Origin of the sequence: Psychrobacillus sp. FSL K6-2365 (genome assembly GCF_038003165.1) — a bacterium.
In the GTDB taxonomy this organism is placed as follows: domain Bacteria; phylum Bacillota; class Bacilli; order Bacillales_A; family Planococcaceae; genus Psychrobacillus; species Psychrobacillus psychrodurans.
Window position 1 is genome coordinate 4,187,343 of sequence record NZ_JBBOOO010000001.1, and the last position, 19,682, is coordinate 4,207,024.

The 19,682-nt window shown below is 37.8% G+C and carries 19 protein-coding genes and 1 riboswitch; of the genes, 2 read left to right on the forward strand and 17 right to left on the reverse strand.

Annotated features, from left to right (window positions below; translation table 11 throughout):
* Nucleotides 1-477 precede the first annotated feature (477 nt).
* The 10 genes from MKY29_RS21245 to MKY29_RS21290 form a co-directional block, all read right to left on the reverse strand.
* Nucleotides 478-1,437 carry an ABC transporter ATP-binding protein gene (locus MKY29_RS21245; RefSeq protein ID WP_090567693.1) on the reverse strand — a complete coding sequence of 320 codons (960 nt, stop codon included), beginning with the start codon at nt 1,435-1,437 and terminating at the stop codon, nt 478-480.
* A gap of 11 nt (nt 1,438-1,448) precedes the next feature.
* The gene (locus tag MKY29_RS21250) at nt 1,449-2,372 is read right to left on the reverse strand and encodes a C40 family peptidase (protein WP_093495455.1); all 924 of its coding nucleotides are present in this window, start codon (nt 2,370-2,372) and stop codon (nt 1,449-1,451) included.
* A gap of 11 nt (nt 2,373-2,383) precedes the next feature.
* On the reverse strand, nt 2,384-3,466 hold the full coding sequence (locus MKY29_RS21255) for a mandelate racemase/muconate lactonizing enzyme family protein (RefSeq protein WP_093495456.1): 1,083 nt from the start codon (nt 3,464-3,466) through the stop codon (nt 2,384-2,386).
* Between the two features lie 14 nt (nt 3,467-3,480).
* Complete coding sequence (locus MKY29_RS21260) at nt 3,481-4,404, reverse strand: S66 peptidase family protein (protein WP_340880914.1); 924 nt, start codon at nt 4,402-4,404, stop codon at nt 3,481-3,483.
* Between the two features lie 294 nt (nt 4,405-4,698).
* Entirely contained in the window at nt 4,699-6,351 is a 1,653-nt protein-coding gene (locus tag MKY29_RS21265; protein WP_340880690.1) for a peptide ABC transporter substrate-binding protein, read from the reverse strand.
* 55 nt (nt 6,352-6,406) lie between these two features.
* The gene (locus MKY29_RS21270; RefSeq protein WP_340880691.1) at nt 6,407-7,531 is read right to left on the reverse strand and encodes an ABC transporter ATP-binding protein; all 1,125 of its coding nucleotides are present in this window, start codon (nt 7,529-7,531) and stop codon (nt 6,407-6,409) included.
* 5 nt (nt 7,532-7,536) lie between these two features.
* Entirely contained in the window at nt 7,537-8,484 is a 948-nt protein-coding gene (locus MKY29_RS21275) for an ABC transporter permease (protein WP_093495459.1), read from the reverse strand.
* Nucleotides 8,484-9,419, reverse strand: a complete 936-nt coding sequence (locus MKY29_RS21280; protein ID WP_090567675.1) for an ABC transporter permease — start codon at nt 9,417-9,419, stop codon at nt 8,484-8,486. The genes MKY29_RS21275 and MKY29_RS21280 overlap by 1 nt, the downstream gene beginning before the upstream one ends.
* A gap of 12 nt (nt 9,420-9,431) precedes the next feature.
* Nucleotides 9,432-10,256, reverse strand: a complete 825-nt coding sequence (locus tag MKY29_RS21285; protein ID WP_093495461.1) for a M55 family metallopeptidase — start codon at nt 10,254-10,256, stop codon at nt 9,432-9,434.
* A gap of 236 nt (nt 10,257-10,492) precedes the next feature.
* Nucleotides 10,493-10,846: a hypothetical protein gene (locus tag MKY29_RS21290; protein WP_241598566.1), complete on the reverse strand. Its 354-nt coding sequence runs from the start codon at nt 10,844-10,846 to the stop codon at nt 10,493-10,495.
* A gap of 241 nt (nt 10,847-11,087) precedes the next feature.
* Here MKY29_RS21290 and MKY29_RS21295 point away from each other — a divergent pair, with 241 nt between their 5' ends.
* Nucleotides 11,088-12,581: a glycine betaine uptake BCCT transporter gene (locus tag MKY29_RS21295; protein ID WP_340880692.1), complete on the forward strand. Its 1,494-nt coding sequence runs from the start codon at nt 11,088-11,090 to the stop codon at nt 12,579-12,581.
* A 149-nt stretch (nt 12,582-12,730) separates the two neighbouring features.
* Here the strand turns inward: MKY29_RS21295 and MKY29_RS21300 are convergent, their stop codons facing one another.
* The 3 genes from MKY29_RS21300 to MKY29_RS21310 form a co-directional block, all read right to left on the reverse strand.
* On the reverse strand, nt 12,731-13,831 hold the full coding sequence (locus MKY29_RS21300; RefSeq protein ID WP_269915784.1) for a 5-methyltetrahydropteroyltriglutamate--homocysteine S-methyltransferase: 1,101 nt from the start codon (nt 13,829-13,831) through the stop codon (nt 12,731-12,733).
* 15 nt (nt 13,832-13,846) lie between these two features.
* The gene (locus MKY29_RS21305; protein WP_241598569.1) at nt 13,847-14,584 is read right to left on the reverse strand and encodes a cyclase family protein; all 738 of its coding nucleotides are present in this window, start codon (nt 14,582-14,584) and stop codon (nt 13,847-13,849) included.
* 93 nt (nt 14,585-14,677) lie between these two features.
* Nucleotides 14,678-14,777, reverse strand: a riboswitch (SAM riboswitch).
* A gap of 67 nt (nt 14,778-14,844) precedes the next feature.
* A complete protein-coding gene (locus tag MKY29_RS21310) occupies nt 14,845-15,270 on the reverse strand; it encodes a protein-tyrosine phosphatase family protein (RefSeq protein ID WP_090567662.1) in 426 nt (141 codons plus the stop codon).
* 171 nt (nt 15,271-15,441) lie between these two features.
* Here MKY29_RS21310 and corA point away from each other — a divergent pair, with 171 nt between their 5' ends.
* Complete coding sequence (corA, locus tag MKY29_RS21315) at nt 15,442-16,404, forward strand: magnesium/cobalt transporter CorA (RefSeq protein ID WP_093495465.1); 963 nt, start codon at nt 15,442-15,444, stop codon at nt 16,402-16,404.
* A 422-nt stretch (nt 16,405-16,826) separates the two neighbouring features.
* Here the strand turns inward: corA and MKY29_RS21320 are convergent, their stop codons facing one another.
* From MKY29_RS21320 to MKY29_RS21335, 4 genes are all read right to left on the reverse strand, one after another.
* Nucleotides 16,827-17,633, reverse strand: a complete 807-nt coding sequence (locus MKY29_RS21320) for a hypothetical protein (RefSeq protein WP_340880693.1) — start codon at nt 17,631-17,633, stop codon at nt 16,827-16,829.
* A gap of 123 nt (nt 17,634-17,756) precedes the next feature.
* The gene (locus tag MKY29_RS21325; protein ID WP_093495467.1) at nt 17,757-18,134 is read right to left on the reverse strand and encodes a hypothetical protein; all 378 of its coding nucleotides are present in this window, start codon (nt 18,132-18,134) and stop codon (nt 17,757-17,759) included.
* A 19-nt stretch (nt 18,135-18,153) separates the two neighbouring features.
* Entirely contained in the window at nt 18,154-18,627 is a 474-nt protein-coding gene (locus MKY29_RS21330) for an acyl-CoA thioesterase (RefSeq protein ID WP_093495468.1), read from the reverse strand.
* 50 nt (nt 18,628-18,677) lie between these two features.
* Nucleotides 18,678-19,646: a DUF4003 family protein gene (locus MKY29_RS21335; protein WP_340880694.1), complete on the reverse strand. Its 969-nt coding sequence runs from the start codon at nt 19,644-19,646 to the stop codon at nt 18,678-18,680.
* Nucleotides 19,647-19,682 lie beyond the last annotated feature (36 nt).

Consider the following 19,682-nt stretch of genomic DNA (forward strand, 5'->3'; position numbering starts at 1 on the left):
TATAATTATGCAACTTGCTATTTTGAATAAAGGACTTTAATAATACTGCTGATTTTCGTTTCATGCGGACGCTTTCCGCGGGCGAGGCCGAGCCTCCTTGGGCCAGTATGATGCTAATTATAAATTGTCGACATACGCATTTTAATACTTAGCCTTCGTTCCTATAAACGCTCCCTGTGGAGTCTCGACTTTCTCGCTTATCCCGCTGGAGTCGCCGCATTCCACTGCAATCAATAAAGCGAGTAGTAATTAATCATTAATTAGAATAAAAAAATTCTATTAAACACAATGAATATGCAAGGTCATATACAGACCCTATCCACCTTAAGACAACTGAACGAGTAGAAATCAACAAAAAATCTAGCCTCTACCTGAATAGAAAAATGCAGATATAGAAGCTTTAAGTGCCCTTACACAAATGAACAAATCTTCAATAAAAATGATTTCTACTTCCAACACTTGGTGTAAAGAAGCCATTTAATTATAAAGATGACATGCCACAAAATGCCCTGCTTCCTGCTCCTTCCAAACCGGTCTTTTGTCTGTACAAATAGACATAGCGTGTGCACATCTTGTACGGAACACGCAACCAGAAGGTGGATTGATAGGACTCGGAAGCTCTCCTTGCAATAGTATACGTTCCCGTGATTCCTCTATATCAGGGTCTGGAATCGGAATCGCGGATAACAATGCCTGTGTATAGGGGTGTAGTGGCTCATCATACAATTGGTTACTCGTAGTTAGTTCTACCATATGCCCCAGGTACATGACCCCAATTCGGTCAGAGATGTACTTGACCATCGATAAATCATGTGCGATAAACAAATAAGTTAGATTTTTTTCTTTTTGTAGCCGCTGGAGCAACTTCACTACTTGTGCTTGTACCGACACATCCAACGCTGAAATTGGCTCATCCGCGATTATAAACTCTGGATCTAATGCAAGAGCACGAGCTATGCCAATTCGTTGTCGTTGCCCTCCAGAAAATTCATGAGGATAGCGATTAGCATGGTCTTTGTTTAGTCCGACATCCTCTAGTAACTCATACACTCTAGACTTTAACTCTTCTTTTTTATATAGTTTATGTATTTCCATTGGTTCTGCAATAATTTCAAACACAGTGGAACGTGGATTTAAGGATGCATAAGGATCCTGGAAGATCATTTGCATCTTTTTCAAGTATCCTGTTCTTTCTTTGCTACTCATCTCATGCACATTTTTATCTTCAAACAGAACTTTTCCCTCTGTTCTATTGTATAAGCCTAAAATAGTTCGACCTGCTGTCGATTTACCACAACCCGATTCTCCAACTAAACCAAATGTTTCTCCTTTGACTATATCAAAACTTATCCCATCGACTGCTTTTAACGTCTCCCCGCTCCCAATGTCAAAATGACGCTTCAAATCTTGAACAGATAATAGAACTTTTTCCGTCATGTGATTCCCCCCTAAACGGCATATCTTCTAACTGCACAAATTTCCTTTTCTAACTTAGATTCTGCTAATACTAAAATTTCTACTGTTTTCCCAGTTGAATGAGAATGCAAAAGTTGTCCATTCCCATAATAAAAACCAACATGTCTAACGCTTCCAGTACCTTCATCATTTGCGAAGAATATTAAATCTCCCTTTTTCCAAAGAGAAGGATTGTGTATAGGAATTTCTTCTCCCATTTTTGCTTGGTCACTTGCATCCCGTGGAATTATATACCCACAAGCCTTCATCATATTATAGGAAAAACCGGAACAATCATAACCATATGGGGACATCCCACCCCAAAGGTAAGGCAAGTCTAAATACTTTTCCCCTAGAGCAACTGCCTCTTCTGCAGACTTCTTAGGAAGCTGCATCAAAGATAGTGCAAATTGAGCTTGGCCTTTCGATAATAGCGCTTTGCCATGTGGAGTATGAACCGTATAAAATACTTCCCCCTCTGATATTATCGGTAGAATAGTATTAAACGGTAAAACGAGCAAAGGGTTATGCTGTAAGTCCCATAGCTGTGCTTTTGCAGACGAAACTCTTACAATTCCTTTGTTATTCACTTGTCCAGCCGGCTTTATTTGTGACAGTGGAATCCATCCTGGATAACCGCGATTATCTTTTTTAGAGGGCTGCCAAATAGCAACAACCTTTGCCCATTCCCCTTCTATCTCCTCCAGAAACAATGGCTCTCCGTAAAGAAGCTGTGTTTGCACACGATTTTCATTACATAACGCTAATCTTTCTTTGTATGGTAGTGCCTCAAGCCATTCCACCAATAACACAGGATTTGATATTCCTGGATTATCTATCTCTCTTGCAGAATTAGGTTCAGTCCAAATTGTTCCAACCTTTACAGCGCAAACCCATTCTTTCGTTTCAACTGGCATCTTTTGGCCTCCTAATCCAAATTTACATGTGTTATTCCTAATCCTAGTTCATTAGAAAACGACATTTTACTTTTTTCATAGATAACTCCACCGACTATTAAATCATTATCCAGCATCAACGGTGCGTCAAAATCGAAATATCGAATATTCGGCTGACTAGCGGCAAAATGAGCTGCAGCTGTGATGCCTAATTTCGTTTCAATCATGCTCCCTACCATACACCCCACACCATTCGCCTCTGCAAGTGCATTTATTTTTTTTCCGTGATAAATCCCCCCAGATTTCATTAGCTTTATGTTTATCAAATCAGCAGCTCTTATTTTTAGAACTTGTTTAGCGTCCTGCACGGAAAAAACACTCTCATCGGCCATAATTGGAGTATAAGTATGATCAGTAACATACTTTAAGCCCTCTAGATCCCAAGCAGGGACTGGTTGCTCTACAAATTCGATTGATAGACCTGCATCTTCCATTAAACTAATTGCTTTTACCGCCTCTTTTGCATTCCATCCTTGGTTAGCATCGAGTCTTAACTTTGGAGTCATTCCCACACGTTTTCGAATAGCATGAATTCGTTCGATATCATCTTTTATATCACCAATACCTACCTTGACCTTTAGAACTTTAAATCCATCCTTTATATACTGTTCCGCATCATCGGCCATCTCGGCCGGGTCATTCACACTAACCGTAAAATCCGTTTCAATCGTATCCCGATATCCACCTAGAAATTGATATAAAGGAAGACCCGCATACCTAGCAAGTATGTCGTGAATAGCCATATCTACAGCTGCTTTAGCACTCGTATTTCTTACTAAGGCTGTGTTTAGTTTCTGAAATACTTGTTCACTTTGTAAAATATTCAAACCTATTAACTGGGGTGCTATTACTTCGTTAATAGCGTAGCGGATACTATCCATTGATTCTCCAGTGATTACATGTGTTGGTGGAGCCTCTCCATAACCAACTAATCCATCACTCGTCACAATAGTCACATACACTGAGTAAGCCGTTGTCACTGTTCGTAGAGCAGTTTTAAAAGGTTTGGTGAGAGGAATTGCCACATCAAATGTCTCAATCGATTTTATATACAATCTTCTCTCCCCCTTTATTCCACTCCAGGTAATATTGTTAGAGATAAGTTATTTGCGTCCAATTCTGCTTCCATTCCAAGTGGTATAGCGAAATGAGGCTCGCAATGCCCTATTTTAAATCCTTTCACCGCAGGCTTACCTAATTTACCGATATAATGGTCAAACACTTCATCTAAAGATAAAGTAACCGGTCTTTTTTTAGGTTCCGCATCACTAAAATCTCCAATAACAAACCCAGCCGCTGCATCTAAAATACCTGCTTGGCGTAGTTGGTTAAGCATACCATCGACTTTGTATGGCTCTTCGCCCACATCTTCTATAAAGAGAAGTTTTCCTTTTGTGTTAACCTCATATTTCGTACCTATACCATTAGCTAATAGTGATAAATTACCTCCTGTAAGTTCTCCTCTCACAATACCCGGAGAAACTTGTGTCAATGGAGAGATTGCTTCGGTATAAAATAGCTCCATCGGATTAAATAGTTGCTGAAACATTTTTTTGGATAGCTCCGAGAATGTATCCTTTCCCACATCCGACGCTAACATTGGTCCATGGAAGGTGACGATATCCGAATATAGATTCATCCCTGTATGTAGAAAGGTTATATCCGAGTAGCCCCAAAATATTTTTGGATTCTCATGCATCAATTGAAAATCGATTTGATCTGTGTAACGTGCAGAACCGTAGCCACCACCTGCACAAATAATTCCTGCAATATCCGGGTTAGCGAACATTTCATGTAAATCCTCCAAACGTTCCTCATCGGTACCAGCTAAATAACCATGTATATTTTCTACATTTTTACCTAGCTGATATGACAAACCGAGCTCCTCTAAAAAGGCAAAGGAACGCTTTAAATTTTCTGAATTTGGTGGACTTGAAGGAGCAATAATGCCAATAGTATCCCCTTTTTCTAATCGTTTCGGACGAATCTTCATATGTAATATCTCCTTTATAATGAAAGCTTTGTAAACTAACTCACAGCAAAGTTTAACATAGCTACTACGAAAGAAAAGGGCGGCACCATAAGAGGCACCGCAGTCTTTCTTAATCGCTTGTGCAATTATTCTTTTTCTAGCGCCTAGCCCCTCGAGTCGCTTCAAGATTTTAGAAAAGGCAAATAACGCCTTTACGTGAAGTTCTTCCATTACTTGTCGAATGTCCACAGGGGTCAGTCGTTACGACACGATGTCGCGAACTAAGACTAACTACCAAAGCACAGCATTAGCTCTTTACTCTTTGTCAGCCCATTTTAAATCCATGTATCCAACTGGATGTCTTACGATTCCTGAAATTGTTGGTTTTTCAAGTGTCACTTGATTGTAATAGTGAACTGGGAAAATAGGCATTTCATCCATTAATAACGCGTCTGCTTGGATTAGCATTTCCCAACGTTTTACTTCGTCTGTTTCCTTTTTAATATCGGCAATTAGTTTATCAAACTCTGCATTCGACCATGTCGTACGATTCATAGAAGAATCTGTAATGAAGCTTTCTAATGCATTCACTGGATCAGCATAGTCAAATAAGAAGGAAGAACGAGACAATTGATATTTAAACTCTTTTTGCTCGGTCGCAAACACACTTGCTTCTACATTTTGTAGTGTTACATCTACTCCTAACACTTCTTTAAATTTACTTTGCAACGCTTCTGCTATTTTCTTATGGGTATCACTTGTAGAATAAGTTAAATTTACTTCTGGTAACACTGTGTAACCCTCTTCTGCCATACCTTCAGCTAAAAGCGTTTTTGCTTTTTCTGCATCAAAACCTACAAGCTTACCTGCTGTTTCTCTGAATTCTTTACCATCTGGACCTACAAATCCGTAAGGAATAAAGCCTTCCGCTGGTTTTTCACCATTCTTTGTTACAAACTCGACGATTTCTTGTTGATCAACAGCTATACCAAAAGCTTGACGGATTTTTTTATTCGTAAAAGGCTCTTGTGAAACATTAAAGCGATAGAAATATAGTCCTGCCTGGTCTTCATTTTTAAGTTCAGGGTCATTCATTAACTGATCTGCTAATTCAGATGGTACACCCGACACATCTAATTCCCCTGTTTCGTACATTTGGTATTCTGTATTGGAGTCATCTACCATTGCCCATTCTACTGTATCAAGCTTCACAGTATCTGCATCCCAATAGTTTTCATTTTTTGCAAATGTAAAGCTAACATCATGTTCCCATGCAGTTAACTTGAACGGACCGTTCCCTACGAATGTATCTGCTTCAGTAAACCACGTTGCATTCTCTGTAGCTACTTTCTCATTCACTGGGAAGAAACTAGGGTTTGTAATAATATTCAAGAATGCTTCGGTTGGAGCATTCAACTTCACTTCAAATACTTTTTCCTCTAATGCTTTAATAGCCACATCCTCAGCCGTACCTTCCCCACTATTATAAGCTTCAGCTCCATCAATGAAATATGCCAAAAACGCTGCCGGAGACGCCGTTTCCGGATTTAACATATGCAACCATCCGTAGACGAAGTCACTTGCTAATACAGGCTCACCATTAGACCATTTCGCATCATCTCGAATTGTAAATGTATATGTCAGTCCATCTTCTGTTACATCAATTTTTTCGGCTGTCGCAGGCTCCGCCACATGGTCTTTTGAAAGTCGTACAAGTCCTTCCATTAAATTATTCAGTGCATTCCAAGAAACTGCATCAAATCCTACAGATGGATCAAATGAGGTTGGCTCATTTCCATTATTTAATTTGAGTACTTTTTCTGTTTCCGTTTCTGCTGCAGTTTCCTTCTCTTCTCCTTCATTACCTGTATTAGTTTTCGGTGTTTCACCCGCATCTTTCGTGGCTGTACAAGCACTTAACACAAGGACAAATAACGCTACTACAAATAATGATAACCATTTCTTCATTCTAGTTCCCCCTTTGTAATATATATGTGAATGCACTTACGCGCGCTCATCCTATTCAAGATAACTCTTGTAATACTTTTGCACGTTCGTCTTGAAGCCAACAGTCAACCGCATGTGTATCAGATTTTGTTGTCGTAGAAGGATATACATGATCGCATACTTCCATCGCATACGGACATCTTGCCGTGAAAGGACATCCTTTCGGTGGCGAAAATAAATCTGGTGGTGTTCCTTCAATTGGCTGTAGCTCTTCTTCAACCAAATCCAGACGTGGTACTGAATTTAAAAGTCCTTTCGTATATGGATGCTCTGGTGTGTAAAATATTGCACGCTTATCACCAATTTCTACTATTTTCCCTGCATACATTACTGCTATTCGATCAGCTATTTTTGCAACGACTCCTAAATCATGAGTAATTAAAATAATCGATATATCTGTTTTTTGCTGAATCTCCTCAAAGAGTTCTAAAATTTGTGCTTGGATCGTTACATCGAGTGCTGTTGTTGGTTCATCTGCAATCAATAGCTCAGGTTCACAAATTAGCGCAATGGCAATTACGATTCGTTGACGCATTCCACCAGAAAATTGATGAGGAAATTGCTTTAAACGTTCTGTAGGATTAGGTATCCCTACTAATTCCAACATTTCTATTGCTTTTTGCTTTGCATCCTGTTTACTTACTTTTTTATGTGTCCGAAGTCCTTCAGTTAACTGCTCCCCTATCGTGAGAGTTGGGTTTAGTGCAGTCATTGGATCTTGGAAAATCATTGATATATCAACGCCTTGAATTTTCCGCAGTTGCGGCTTCGACATATTCGTCAATTCTTTCCCTTTAAAAAGAACTCGGCCATTCTTAATAATTCCAGCAGGCTTTGGTATTAACCCCATAATCGCATTAGAAGTAACGCTTTTTCCACATCCCGATTCACCCACTATTGCAAGTGTTTCCCCTTGATGTAAATCGAAACTAACCCCTCTAACCGCTTCAACCTCTCCACCATATGTTCGAAAAGAAACCTGAAGATTATTTACCTGTAGTACTTTTACATCTGACCTAACTTTCTTTGACTTCTTTCTATTCTTTTGCACCCCAGAGGTACCTACTGGAAGAGATTTATCTACTTCATCAACTCGCTCTTTTATTTGTTCCTTTGCATGATCTAATTGATGTTCATTCATCCAATCTACCTCCTCAGCTTCGGATCTAGAGCATCCTGCAGTCCATCCCCTAGCACATTAAATGCAAACATTGTTAAAGAAATAAACAATGCAGGGAAGAATAAACGCCACCAATGACCAGATAAAATAACAGGAAGCGCATCATTTGCCATTACACCCCAGCTCGCAAATGGGGCCGCTATTCCTAAGCCTAAAAAACTTAGAAATGCTTCTGCAAAAATAGCACTCGGAACTGTAAGTGTCATCTGAACTATAATAGGACCCATCGTATTCGGTAATAAGTTTTTCCGGATAATTCTAGAGCTCTTCGCACCAAACGACTTGGATGCTGTGACGAACTCATAATTTTTTATTTGTAATACCTGTCCTCGTACAATTCGAGCCATCCCTACCCATCCAGTTACTGTAAGAGCAACAATAATGGTCGTCAAACTTGCACCCATTATAACCATCAATAGTATGACTACTAACAAATGTGGTAATCCATAAAGCACTTCTACCACACGCATCATGAAGGAATCTGTGCGTCCACCTTTATATCCACTAATACCGCCGTAAATAATGCCAATAAAGAAATCAATTAGTGCAGCCATCACTCCAACAAATATGGAAATACGGGCACCGTACCAGGTTCTTGTAAATACGTCTCGTCCTGCTTCATCTGTACCAAACCAATGAGCTGCGGATGGAGGCTGATTTTGACTAGGGTAATCAGTAGCTGTAACTGAATAGGGAGAAAAAATAGGACCAAATACCGCGAAAAGCATTAGTAAAATAAGAAAGATTAATCCTCCCATCGCCAATTTATTTTTTCGTAAACGGCGCCAAGCATCCTTCCAATAGGATAATGAGGGTCTAACAACTGTTTCTGCACTGCCCTGCTTCTTCGGAAGAGGTCGAAACCATTCATCCTTAACATGCTGAGGGGACACTACTTCTTGTGAATTTGTCATTAGGCATCCCCCTCCTTACGGTGTAATTTTATGCGTGGGTCCAGTAATCCATAGACAATATCTACAATGAAAAGCATGAACACCAGAAATGCGCTATAAAACACAGTTGTCCCCATTATTACTGGATAATCTCGGTTATTAATACTCTCTACGAAATATTTGCCCATTCCTGGAATAGCAAAAATACGCTCGATTACAAAAGTTCCTGTTAGTATTCCCGCAAGCATAGTCCCCAAAATAGTCACTACTGGCATAAGTGCATTTCTTAATGCATGGCGGATAATTATCCTTACTGGTGATAATCCTTTTGCACGAGCCATTTTTATATAATCCTGTGTTAGCACTTCCAACATACTAGATCTAGTTAAACGAGCAATGATAGCTGTAGGCCCTGTTGCAAGAGCTATTACGGGCAATATCATATGTAACGGACTAGACCAGGTTGCCGCCGGAAGCAAGTCCCAAGTAACGGCAAGTTGTTGGATAAGTAATGTAGCAAGGACGAAGTTAGGAACAGATATACCAATAACTGCAAATGTCATAGCAAAATAATCTATTAGACCATTATGTCGAAGAGCAGCAATCGTTCCTAGTATTATTCCTGATAGCAAAGCTACTAAAATAGTGACCATCCCAAGTTCAAAGGAGATTGGAAATCCCCGTGCCAACAAATCATTTACAGATTCATTTGGTTTTTTAATCGAAGGACCAAAGTCAAATGTGACAATAGATTTTAAATAGCTTAAATATTGAACATGAAGTGGTTCATCCAATTTATAAAACTTTTCTAAGTTTGCTTGAATAGTAGGATTAGTCGTCCGCTCTCCTTCAAATGGAGAACCTGGTATTAAGTGCATCAATACGAAAGTCAATGTCGCGATGATTAAAATCGTTGCAATCATCATGAGAAAACGCTTAATAATATATTTCTGCATCCAAAATCCCCCTTAACAGAATTTAGCTTGTAACGCTAATTCCACCATAACAAGCATTGCTCGGTAAGCCTCTAATATATCTTTAGCTTTAAACTTCACCGTTGTAGTCCCTTCTATAATTTCACAACCTGGCATTAAAGCTGCCCACTCCGCTTGACCGTAGTTAACAAATTCGATTCGTAATATCGGGTTTTCAGGTGGTGTTAGAGGTTTTATTTGCTCTCGTTTTTCAATAGCCTCGGCTACTTTTTCTCTAAGCAAGGCATGTGATTTTAGAGGGTGTAACGTTTTTACAGCTGAACGAGAAATAGACTCTTTCATCACTGCAGTTACTACGCCGGGTAAAAGATCTTGCGCTTCCCTACAGGCACCGTCGTCTCCTGCCACCATAATAACAGGCACCCCATAATAGCCTGCTACGTAAGCATTTAATCCAAGTTCTCCAACCACTACATCATTTATGTACATATTCCGAACCCCAAAAATCATCGAGTGACTCATGACACCCGGTTGTCCAGCACGCGAATGATAACCAGCGAACACTGCTCCTAAATACGTTTCGTCTAGCGCATGCACCATTGAATAAGGCTTAAAATCTCCTGTAATTAAGGATGCATCTGGATGTAATTCTTCTACGAGAAGATTATTCATCTTAGAATGACTGTCATTGACTAATATTTCTTTTATACCTTTTGATATAGCACCTTCTACAATTGCATTAGCTTCCTGGGTCATTATACGTCTCGCCCGTTCGTAATTATGCTTATTAGACTCTACAAACGTATAGTCTGGTAAACCAGTAATCCCTTCCATATCGACTGATAAAAATAACTTCATATTACTCCCCCATATCATTCTATTTTTCTTTTTGAAAACCGAAATAATTATAAACTTTATCAAAATATACTGAAAATTACAATATATCTAAATACATAGATATTATTTTATGCGAATACTTTTAAAGAAAATGTAAGGCTTTTAGTAAGTTAAATAAAAAAAGCAAATGCACTTTTTACAAAAGGCATTTGCTCGTACTTTCTAAATAACGTAGAAGAAACTACAATATCGATGAATTATCTATTCTGACCTGGGAAGAACTGTTGCTGTCCGAATTGTTGTTGCCCAAACTGTTGTCCAAATGGCTGACCAAAAGATTGTTGTGGAAACTGTCCTTGTTGCATAGGAAATGCCTGTTGGCTTCCAGGTGCCATTACATTTTGGTTGGTCACTGTGTAAAAATGTTGAGGGACGTTTACGATATGTTCTCTATTCACATTTACAATTGGGTGGATAACAGGTTGCATTCTTGGTGAGAACGAATCACGCACTCGGTATTGCGGGGGACAAACAACTGGTTGCGCAGCTGGTTGATGCCACTGCGTTTGATGACAGGAATTACAGGAACAGGGTTGACGATGTTGATTCATGGTTAATTCACCTCCTTCTTGCACTACTATTAGTAAATGCAAGAGGACAGCAAGCAAACTAGACAAACATCTCCATTAAATTAAAAATAAAAATTGCTATTTTAGCTTTCATTACGAAATAGAAGTTTCAATATCATCTAAAATGGAAATACTTAAAAGAATCGGGACAAAGTGTATTGGTTGATTTGATACCATTTTATAGTATAGTTAACTGTTTAACTTTAATTATGTAGGGGGAAACATGAAAAAATTATCAAAGGTATTTTATATTACAATGAGTTTAATAGTTTTAGCGGTCGGTTACGGGGCTTTAGCTCCCGCAAGTTTCGAGGCTATTACCACAACTATTAAGACTTTTGTTGCTTCGTCATTTGGTTGGTACTACATGATACTTATGACGTTTATGCTAGCGTTAAGCATTTTCTTCATCTTTAGTCCATACGGAAAAATCCGACTCGGAAAAGATACAGATCGTCCACAGTTTTCAACTATTACTTGGATTGCTATGCTATTTTCTGCCGGTATGGGAATTGGGCTTGTCTTTTATGGTGCTGCTGAACCTTTATCACATTATGCCATCGATCCTGCGACAACAGAGCCAAATACTAGTGCAGCTTTTAAAGAATCACTCCGCCAAACTTTCTTCCACTGGGGATTCCATGTTTGGGCAATGTATGGAGTAGTTGCCCTGTCTCTTGCTTTCTTTCAGTTCCGCAAAGGGGAACCAGGCTTAATTTCTTCTACATTGAAGCCGATTTTCGGCAAAAAGATGGAAGGCCCTTGGGGTACACTTGTGGATGTGCTAGCTGTTTTCGCTACAGCGTTCGGTGTTGCTACTTCTCTCGGATTCGGTGCAGTTCAAATTAACGGAGGGTTAAATTACTTATTCGGCTTTAAAATTGGGATTATGTCTCAAATTATCATTATAGCGGTTGTCACTGTTCTTTTCGTAATGTCCGCTTGGTCAGGATTAAGTAAAGGGATAAAATATTTATCCAATACGAATTTGATATTGGCTCTTGCTCTACTTGGGTTTGTCATCATACTTGGACCAACATTATTAATTTTTGATATGTTAACGGATTCTTTTGGGGGTTATTTGGCAAATATCGTACAAATGAGCTTCCGAACGTCTCCATTAAATGCTGGACATCGTGAATGGCTTAATAACTGGACTATCTTCTATTGGGCATGGTGGATTTCTTGGGCACCATTTGTTAGTATGTTCATCGCTCGAGTTTCTAAAGGACGCACGATTCGCGAGTTTGTCACAGGTGTTCTTGTAGCTCCTACTATACTAGGAGCCTTTTGGTTTTCGGCTTTTGGTACGACAGCAATCGATTTTCAAAAAAGAGGAGTTTCCGACTTAGCTCAAGCCTCGACCGAATTGACGATTTTTGAAATGTTCAACCTGATGCCCCTCTCTACCGTTATTTCTGTATTTGCAGTTATATTAATTAGTTCCTTTTTCATTACTTCAGCAGATTCTGCTACTTTCGTTCTTGGTATGCAGTCGACAAATGGATCACTGACACCACCGAACAAAGTAAAGCTTGCTTGGGGATTTGCACTATCTGTAATTGCAATTATATTGTTATCCGTTAATGGGTTGGATGCATTGCAAAATACAATAATTATTGCTGCCTTACCATTTTCGTTTGTAATGCTACTAATGATTATTTCGCTTTTGAAGGCATTAAAAGCAGAAGCAAAAGCAATGAAAATAAAAAAATAACAAAAATGCCAAGGGTTTTATTCCCTTGGCATTTTTGTTAAGTTACTTTCTTACCCATTATCAAATGAGATGCGAGAAAGAAAGTTATATTTTACTCGTTTACAGTCTTCAACAAATGAGTATGGAATGTAATCGAGATGTTACACAGATTAACCCCAAACTTCTTTAGAAATATCAACAATATATTTTAGTTTTTCCCATTGTTGTTCTTCGGTAAGCTTATTACCGTGATGGGTGGAAGCAAAGCCGCATTGAGGACTAATACTTAGTTGCTCTAATGGTACATATTGAATTGCTTCTTCAATTCGAGCAAGAATGTTGTCCTTGTTTTCTAATTCACCTGTTTTAGAGGTGAAAATACCTAAAACTACTTTTGCTCCTCCGTTTGGTATATGAGCAAGGGGCTGAAAATCTCCAGAACGATTATCATCGTATTCTAAGAAGAATCCATCCACTTTTTCTTTTGCAAATAATGTCGGAGCTATCAAAGCATAGCTTCCACCAAAAGCCCAAGTAGATTGATAGTTTCCACGGCATAGATGTGTCGTGACTACTAAGTCTGCTGGTTTACTTTCTAGGATACCATTGACGACCCTTAGAGCGAGATCTATTAAGTATTCTCTTTCTCCTTCTTTATATGGAATATCTGGAGAAGAAAGACCTGCAATATAAACATCGTCAATTTGTAAATATCTAACTCCTGCCTTATAAAAGGCTTGTATAGTTTCTTGATAAGCAGCAATTACATCCTTTGCAAATTCTTCTACATCTGGATAGACTTTCTCATCTCGGATTCCAGGATGGAACAATTGGTTAGGACTTGGGATAGTTTGTTTGGCAACAGCACGACCAGCTACAATCTCATTAAAATCAATAAAGTCTTGGATAAATGGATGATCTGGGTTGAAAGAGATTTTGCCGATATTGCGAACTTCGTATTTCTCTGTTTCTATCCCTTCAAATATATACCCTTTTTCGGGTACATACCCTTCAAAACCATTTAAATGCTCTAAGAAGTCTAAATGCCACCAGTCGCGACGAAACTCTCCATCTGTCACAAGCTCTAGACCTACCTCGATTTGCTTATCAACGATTCTTTGAATTTCTTTAGTTTCAACTGCTTTTAATTGTTCTCTAGTAATCGTTCCCTCCTTGTATTCTTTTCTCGCGGTTAATAAACTTTCTGGCCTTAACAAACTTCCTACATGGTCTGCTCTAAATGGTGCTTGAATAGCTGTTTTAACTGGCAATTTATCCATCTCCTTTTATGGTAAAATAGCAAATGATCGTACTGGGAATCCAGAGGCTTTCTCTGGTTTTGGAACGATATTGAATATAATAGCTCCTTTTGCAGGGAGCTTATCTAAGTTCGTTAATAGCTCTATTTGGTAAGTATCTTGTTCAAGCACGTAATATTCTCCATGTAATGCGCCATTTTTTAGATAATCCACACTTGAATCAGTGTCAAATGTTTCATGTCCTATAGCTTTAACCTTTCTTTCTTGGAATAAGAACTTTAATGCTTCTATTCCCCATCCTGGTACGTGATTATTACCATCTGTATCTTTATTATTAAATGCTTTTTCGTCTGGCCAACGTTTACTCCAATCAGTACGAAGTGCGACAAATGAGCCTTCTTCGATTTTTCCATGTGCTTTTTCAAATGTTAAAATATCATCCACTGATAAAGTAAAGTCATTATCTTCAGCAGCTTCCTTAGACTGGTCAATGACAACTAATGGTAATACGAGTTCTTTTAATTCCAGTTCTTCTAAGTAACGAGAATCTCTAACAAAATGAATTGGTGCGTCTATATGCGTGCCATATTGCCCTGCAAATTGAAAGCTTTGTGCAAAAAATCCATCGTCATGATTAAACAATGTGTCTATTTCAGCTGCCTTAAAAGCTGAAAAATGTGGTGAGTTTGCTCCGAATATATGTGTTAAATCTACCCACTGCTTTTCTTTTAAAGTGTTGAAGGCTTTTAATAATTCCGATGACATATTTGATTTCTCCCCCTATTTTTATAGTTTAAATCAAATAAAACCCCTTCTTAGAAACAAGAAGAGGTTTACACGTCACCAGTGATTATTCTCTTCTTATCTTCAAGCTAACGCTTCTGGAATTAGCACAGTACATAATTGCCTGTTGCTGAGGTATCATAGGGCCAAGTCCCTCCACCTCTCTTGATAAGAAAGTTGTTTTATTTGATTAATGCCTAGTATACAAATAGAAATTATATAAGTCAACAATAATTTTTGATTTATTTAGAATATATTCTTTTTAATGAATCTCGTTGGTCCTCTTTTAGGTTTATCTTTGATCGAATTGCTTTGGCCATTTCTTCTGCTTCTTCTACTGTTTCTGCTAGATTTAACTCCATCAAAGTGGCAACAGCCATTGTCCCTGCTCTTCCACCACCTGAATTACAGTGAAAGTAGACATTTTTACCCTGGTTATATGCTTGAACGACTTCATGGATACCAGCTTTAATTGAATCAACCTGTTCGTTTTGTCCATCCAAAATCGGTTGATGTACCTTTAAATTTTCAGCAGGATGATCTTTAGATGCAACCCTTAGGTCGAAAATAATATCTATTTGTTCATTAGCTAATAGAGGTTCAACCCCATCTACGCCTCCTACAAATATGCGATTCGGGATTAAGGCTTCATAATTATTTTTTTCCATACTACCTCTCCTTTGTTTTAGATTCATTATAACAGGGAGACTATGAGATAATAAGAAAAGTCAAGCGTCTATGGAAACCTAGAAAAGCGTTGGAGCTAGACAGACACTGAATAAAAGGTTATACATTTTAATTAATAAGAAAAGAGATTGTGATGAAAGTGAGGGATTCCTATGATTCGCACGATTGGTATAACGACCGATCATGATATAGTAAGTGACTTTCCATTAGAGGATATAAAACAAAAAAAGTTTGAATGGTACTGGATTGATATTGGTGAGCCCTCCAAGGAAGAGGAGCTTATACTTAGTTCTTTTTTTCATTTTCACCCACTCGCTATTGAAGACTGTCTACAAAGACTGCAGCGACCTAAGGTAGATTATTATGATGGATACAACTTCTTTGTTTTACATACGCTTAACGAGGAGACATTAGAGGCAGAAGAGTTAGATATATTTGTAGGTCAGGATTATGTAGTGTCATTTCATTTCCATCCAATGCATGAAATGGAGCAGGCACGAGAGCGTATTAGACAAAATCCACAAGGTTGGGATAGAGGTGCTATCCATGCAACTTATCATATAGTCGATAAAGTGGTGGATGCCTATTTTCCGATTGTCTACAAAATTGAAGACTATTTAAATGCTGTAGAAGATAAGCTCACTTATGATATGCGCCATTTTTCTATGGATTTGGTGTTCGATCTTCGAGGAGATTTGCTACGTTTAAGACGTACAGTTATTCCTATGAGAGATTTACTCTATCGAATTTTAAATTCAGAACGAATGAATTTACAACAAACTGAGCACACCTATTTTGCAGATATTTACGATCATTTAATACGACTGACAGAGATGATTGAATCGAACCGTGAACTTACCGCCGATATCCGGGATAGTCATATGTCGATAAATTCTAGTCGGATGAACCGTATTATGATGATACTAACGATTGTATCAACCGTTTTCATCCCCTTAACGTTTATCGTGGGAGTATATGGAATGAACTTCAAGAACATGCCCGAGCTTGAGTGGAAATATAGTTATTTTGTAGTGTTGGGCGCTATAGCTCTCATTGCTATTTCAATGCTTGGTTGGTTCAAGTACAAAGGGTGGTTTAACTTGTTTAAAGACTAACATAAGCAAAACTGACAAAAGACGCTCGGTCCTTTAAGATCAAAATCTATTTCTATTGTTTTCGAAGAGCTTTGGACAGACGTTTTGCTATATCTTCTTTTTTTCATGAATAATTTAATTCTGTTTATCTTTACTTGCTCTTGCCTATTGTTTACTTGCTTCCATCTCTGGCTTACTTGCAGTCAAGAATAGTTTACTTGCTCTAAGTCAATATTTACTTTCGGTCTATTGTCTATTACTTGCGAAACGGATAATTTTTCCAAAACTCTTTATTCATTTAAAACTTAAATGTGCAGAAATGTAATAGTTGTATCTTTAAATGTTTCTTCATATTCATCGTGCTTTCATAGAGACTTGCTTTAATTTGTATTAAAACTCACTTAATTGATGGTAGAGGAAATCATAGCGGTATTATTCATTTTTTATTGATTGGCTGTCCAATAATAAAACAATGCTGTAAATGTAAGTTTTTCTTCATGTGTCAAATTATGTGCTAGGGACACATGAATATTCATCGCCTGTACTTCAAAGGCAGGATGTGTAGCATATGGAAATATTCCAAACCGATACTTAGCTAATCTATGGCCGTCTAAGTCATTCACATCAATATCTCCATACATACTTTTAGCTTCCATTTGAAGCAACTTTTCGTTATTTGCATCAAATATAATAGCTCTATTTTTTATGGACATTGATGGCAAAACAATAGTAGTTACATGCAGATTATTATGGTCACACACCTTTATTTCTAAAAATTTCAGCCTATTTTTAATGGTGAATTTAGAAACTAACTTCTCGTCCATTGTTTTTAATTGATAAGTAATTGGAAAGAACATACCCGTTTTAAAAATATTTAATGTCGATAGTTTCCTTCGAAAAGGCTGTTCTTCAGTAGGGCTGATTTTATATAAGCGTTCACCTGTACTGGATACTAAATAAGTTTGAGGGATTAGTGAAACATCTCGTTGAAAATTGAGTTCTTGAACCGGAAAATTAGCTGAGTAATAATCGCTGTCTATTTTCTTCTCATCCGGCAACTTTTCTGATGCATGTTGAAAGAAAAAAGATGAGCTATACAAAACAAATAACGCAAAACCAATGGCAAAATGATTTTCAAAGTCTTTCCACATAACGTCTCTAAAAACGATCAGTAAAACTATGTATATTCCTATTAAAAGTATCGATCCAAACTTTGTACATTTGGCTGTTTTTTCGTAAATATGCTTCAAAGTATTCACCTCTAATTATCATACGATGAAATAGAGGATAGAGTTTCAAATAATATAAAAAACACAATTACAATATGATCAAAAAAACCGTAAAGACTATAAATCTAAAGTCTTTACGGGGGGTCATTGTTTCTCTAACGCTCTTCCAAATAGCTTACCGATAAAATACCACAGAATATATATACCTACTACAATACATACAAAGTACAGGACACTTTCCGTTTTTTCCGGTAGTCCTATAGGTTCCAAGAAAATTTGAATTGTAACTAACACATAAATGATAGCAGCAATACCTGCTAGTAATACGATACCGATAATAGATAGTTGGGAATAGGTTAGTTGTTTAATATGGTGACGATGTTTCGTTAATTCCAAAAGAACGACGAGTATTATTGCTGTGAAAGTGATAGTAACTTCTTGTAGATAAATCGAATTGATTAAATATAAGACGAGCAGCGTAATCATCAGATATTTGTATAGTTCATCAATTTGTTTTAGCACTTAGCCACTTCCTACTCTTTTAGTATTTCATTTCTAAGCGTTGTTTTCGATGAGCACGTCTAGCAGGTCCTGTTTCATAAAGACGTTTTTCAGCTTCAGTTTCTGGATGTATGCCTGGTACTGGTATAGGCTTCCCATTATCATCAACTGCGACCATCGTTACATAAGATTCTGTTGTTAGTTTCTCTTCCCCAGTAATTAGGTTTGTTGATGTTACTCGAACATAAACCTCCATCGAAGAACGCCCCGCATTAGAAACAACTGCTTCTAACTCTAGTACATCTCCTACCTTTGCAGATGAAAGAAAGTCTACAGAATCAATAGAAGCTGTAACTACAGCACCTTGTGCATGTTTCATAGAAGATATGGCTGCAATCTCATCGATAAATGCCAGCACTCTTCCACCAAAAATTGTTTCGTGATGATTTGTATCCGGGGGTAATATTAAATGTGTTTGAATAGTTCTTGATTGACTCATTGGATTGGTGTTCATTATTCTAACTCCTCTTATATAGATAGTCTATGTTTAGTATAGCATGTTCATTAATCTGAGCCAGAATTTGATGCTGTTGCAGCGCTAGTAGCTGCAATAGTAGAAATCATAATAGCTTGTTGCGCCTGTAATATAAGCTCTAGCGAAGTTGCCATGGAAATCGCGGCAGTTGCATAAGCCTCCTTTGAAGATCTTAAGGACAATCCAAAAGCAATAGGGAGTGCTGAGTCTTTATACCATGAAAATAATTTCATACTTGCAATGGATTCATAGTTTGCTACAATTTGGTTCAATTGTTCCTCTCCTAATTTTAAAGCTGCCATAAATCCTATAATCGGATACTGTGCCTGAGAAGTTTTTATTTTGACGCTTTTTAATCCGTCTCGGATAATTACTGCTCTGCCCACCATATTTTCTTCATACTCTGGGTTGGAATACGTAAGAACCTGGGACATCCACTGTAGTTCATTTCCGGAATAGAATTTATGTTGCTTTAACTCTTTATAATAGCGGTTCATCGTTTCAGCTCGAACAGCCGTATCGCCTGCCATTTTGCCCAAGAACATTGCATATGGATAATCATCTGAAGATGTTAGAAAGCGATGATGTGCCTTCATGTCATCCATTAACTTTTGTGCCATTTTCATTTCAAATGGCCATTGATCTTTTTGCTCCGACATCATGAGTGCTGCCAAATACGTATAGCTATTCACTTTAAAACCAAACTGTTTTAAGGCATCTGCTTTTTCCATTAACAGATTTACTGCCTGTTCTGGTTCTGCCCCTGAAACATCTAATGTGGCAACGAATAAAGGATTTAGGTGGGAGCGTAAAGCAGAGAAGATTCCTGCTCTCTTTTTCAAATGACTCGCTACCTCTCGATATCTATTTTCATCAAAATCCTTCTCTAAAGTTACATAGTACCCTGCAAGTGACAAGGTTATTCGTTTATCTACGGCCCAACCTAATGTTTTTTTCAATTCATTAAATGTTTGTTCTAACTTTTTTTCAACGCTCATTTATATCACTCCTTTCCTAATTTACGCTATTACTCT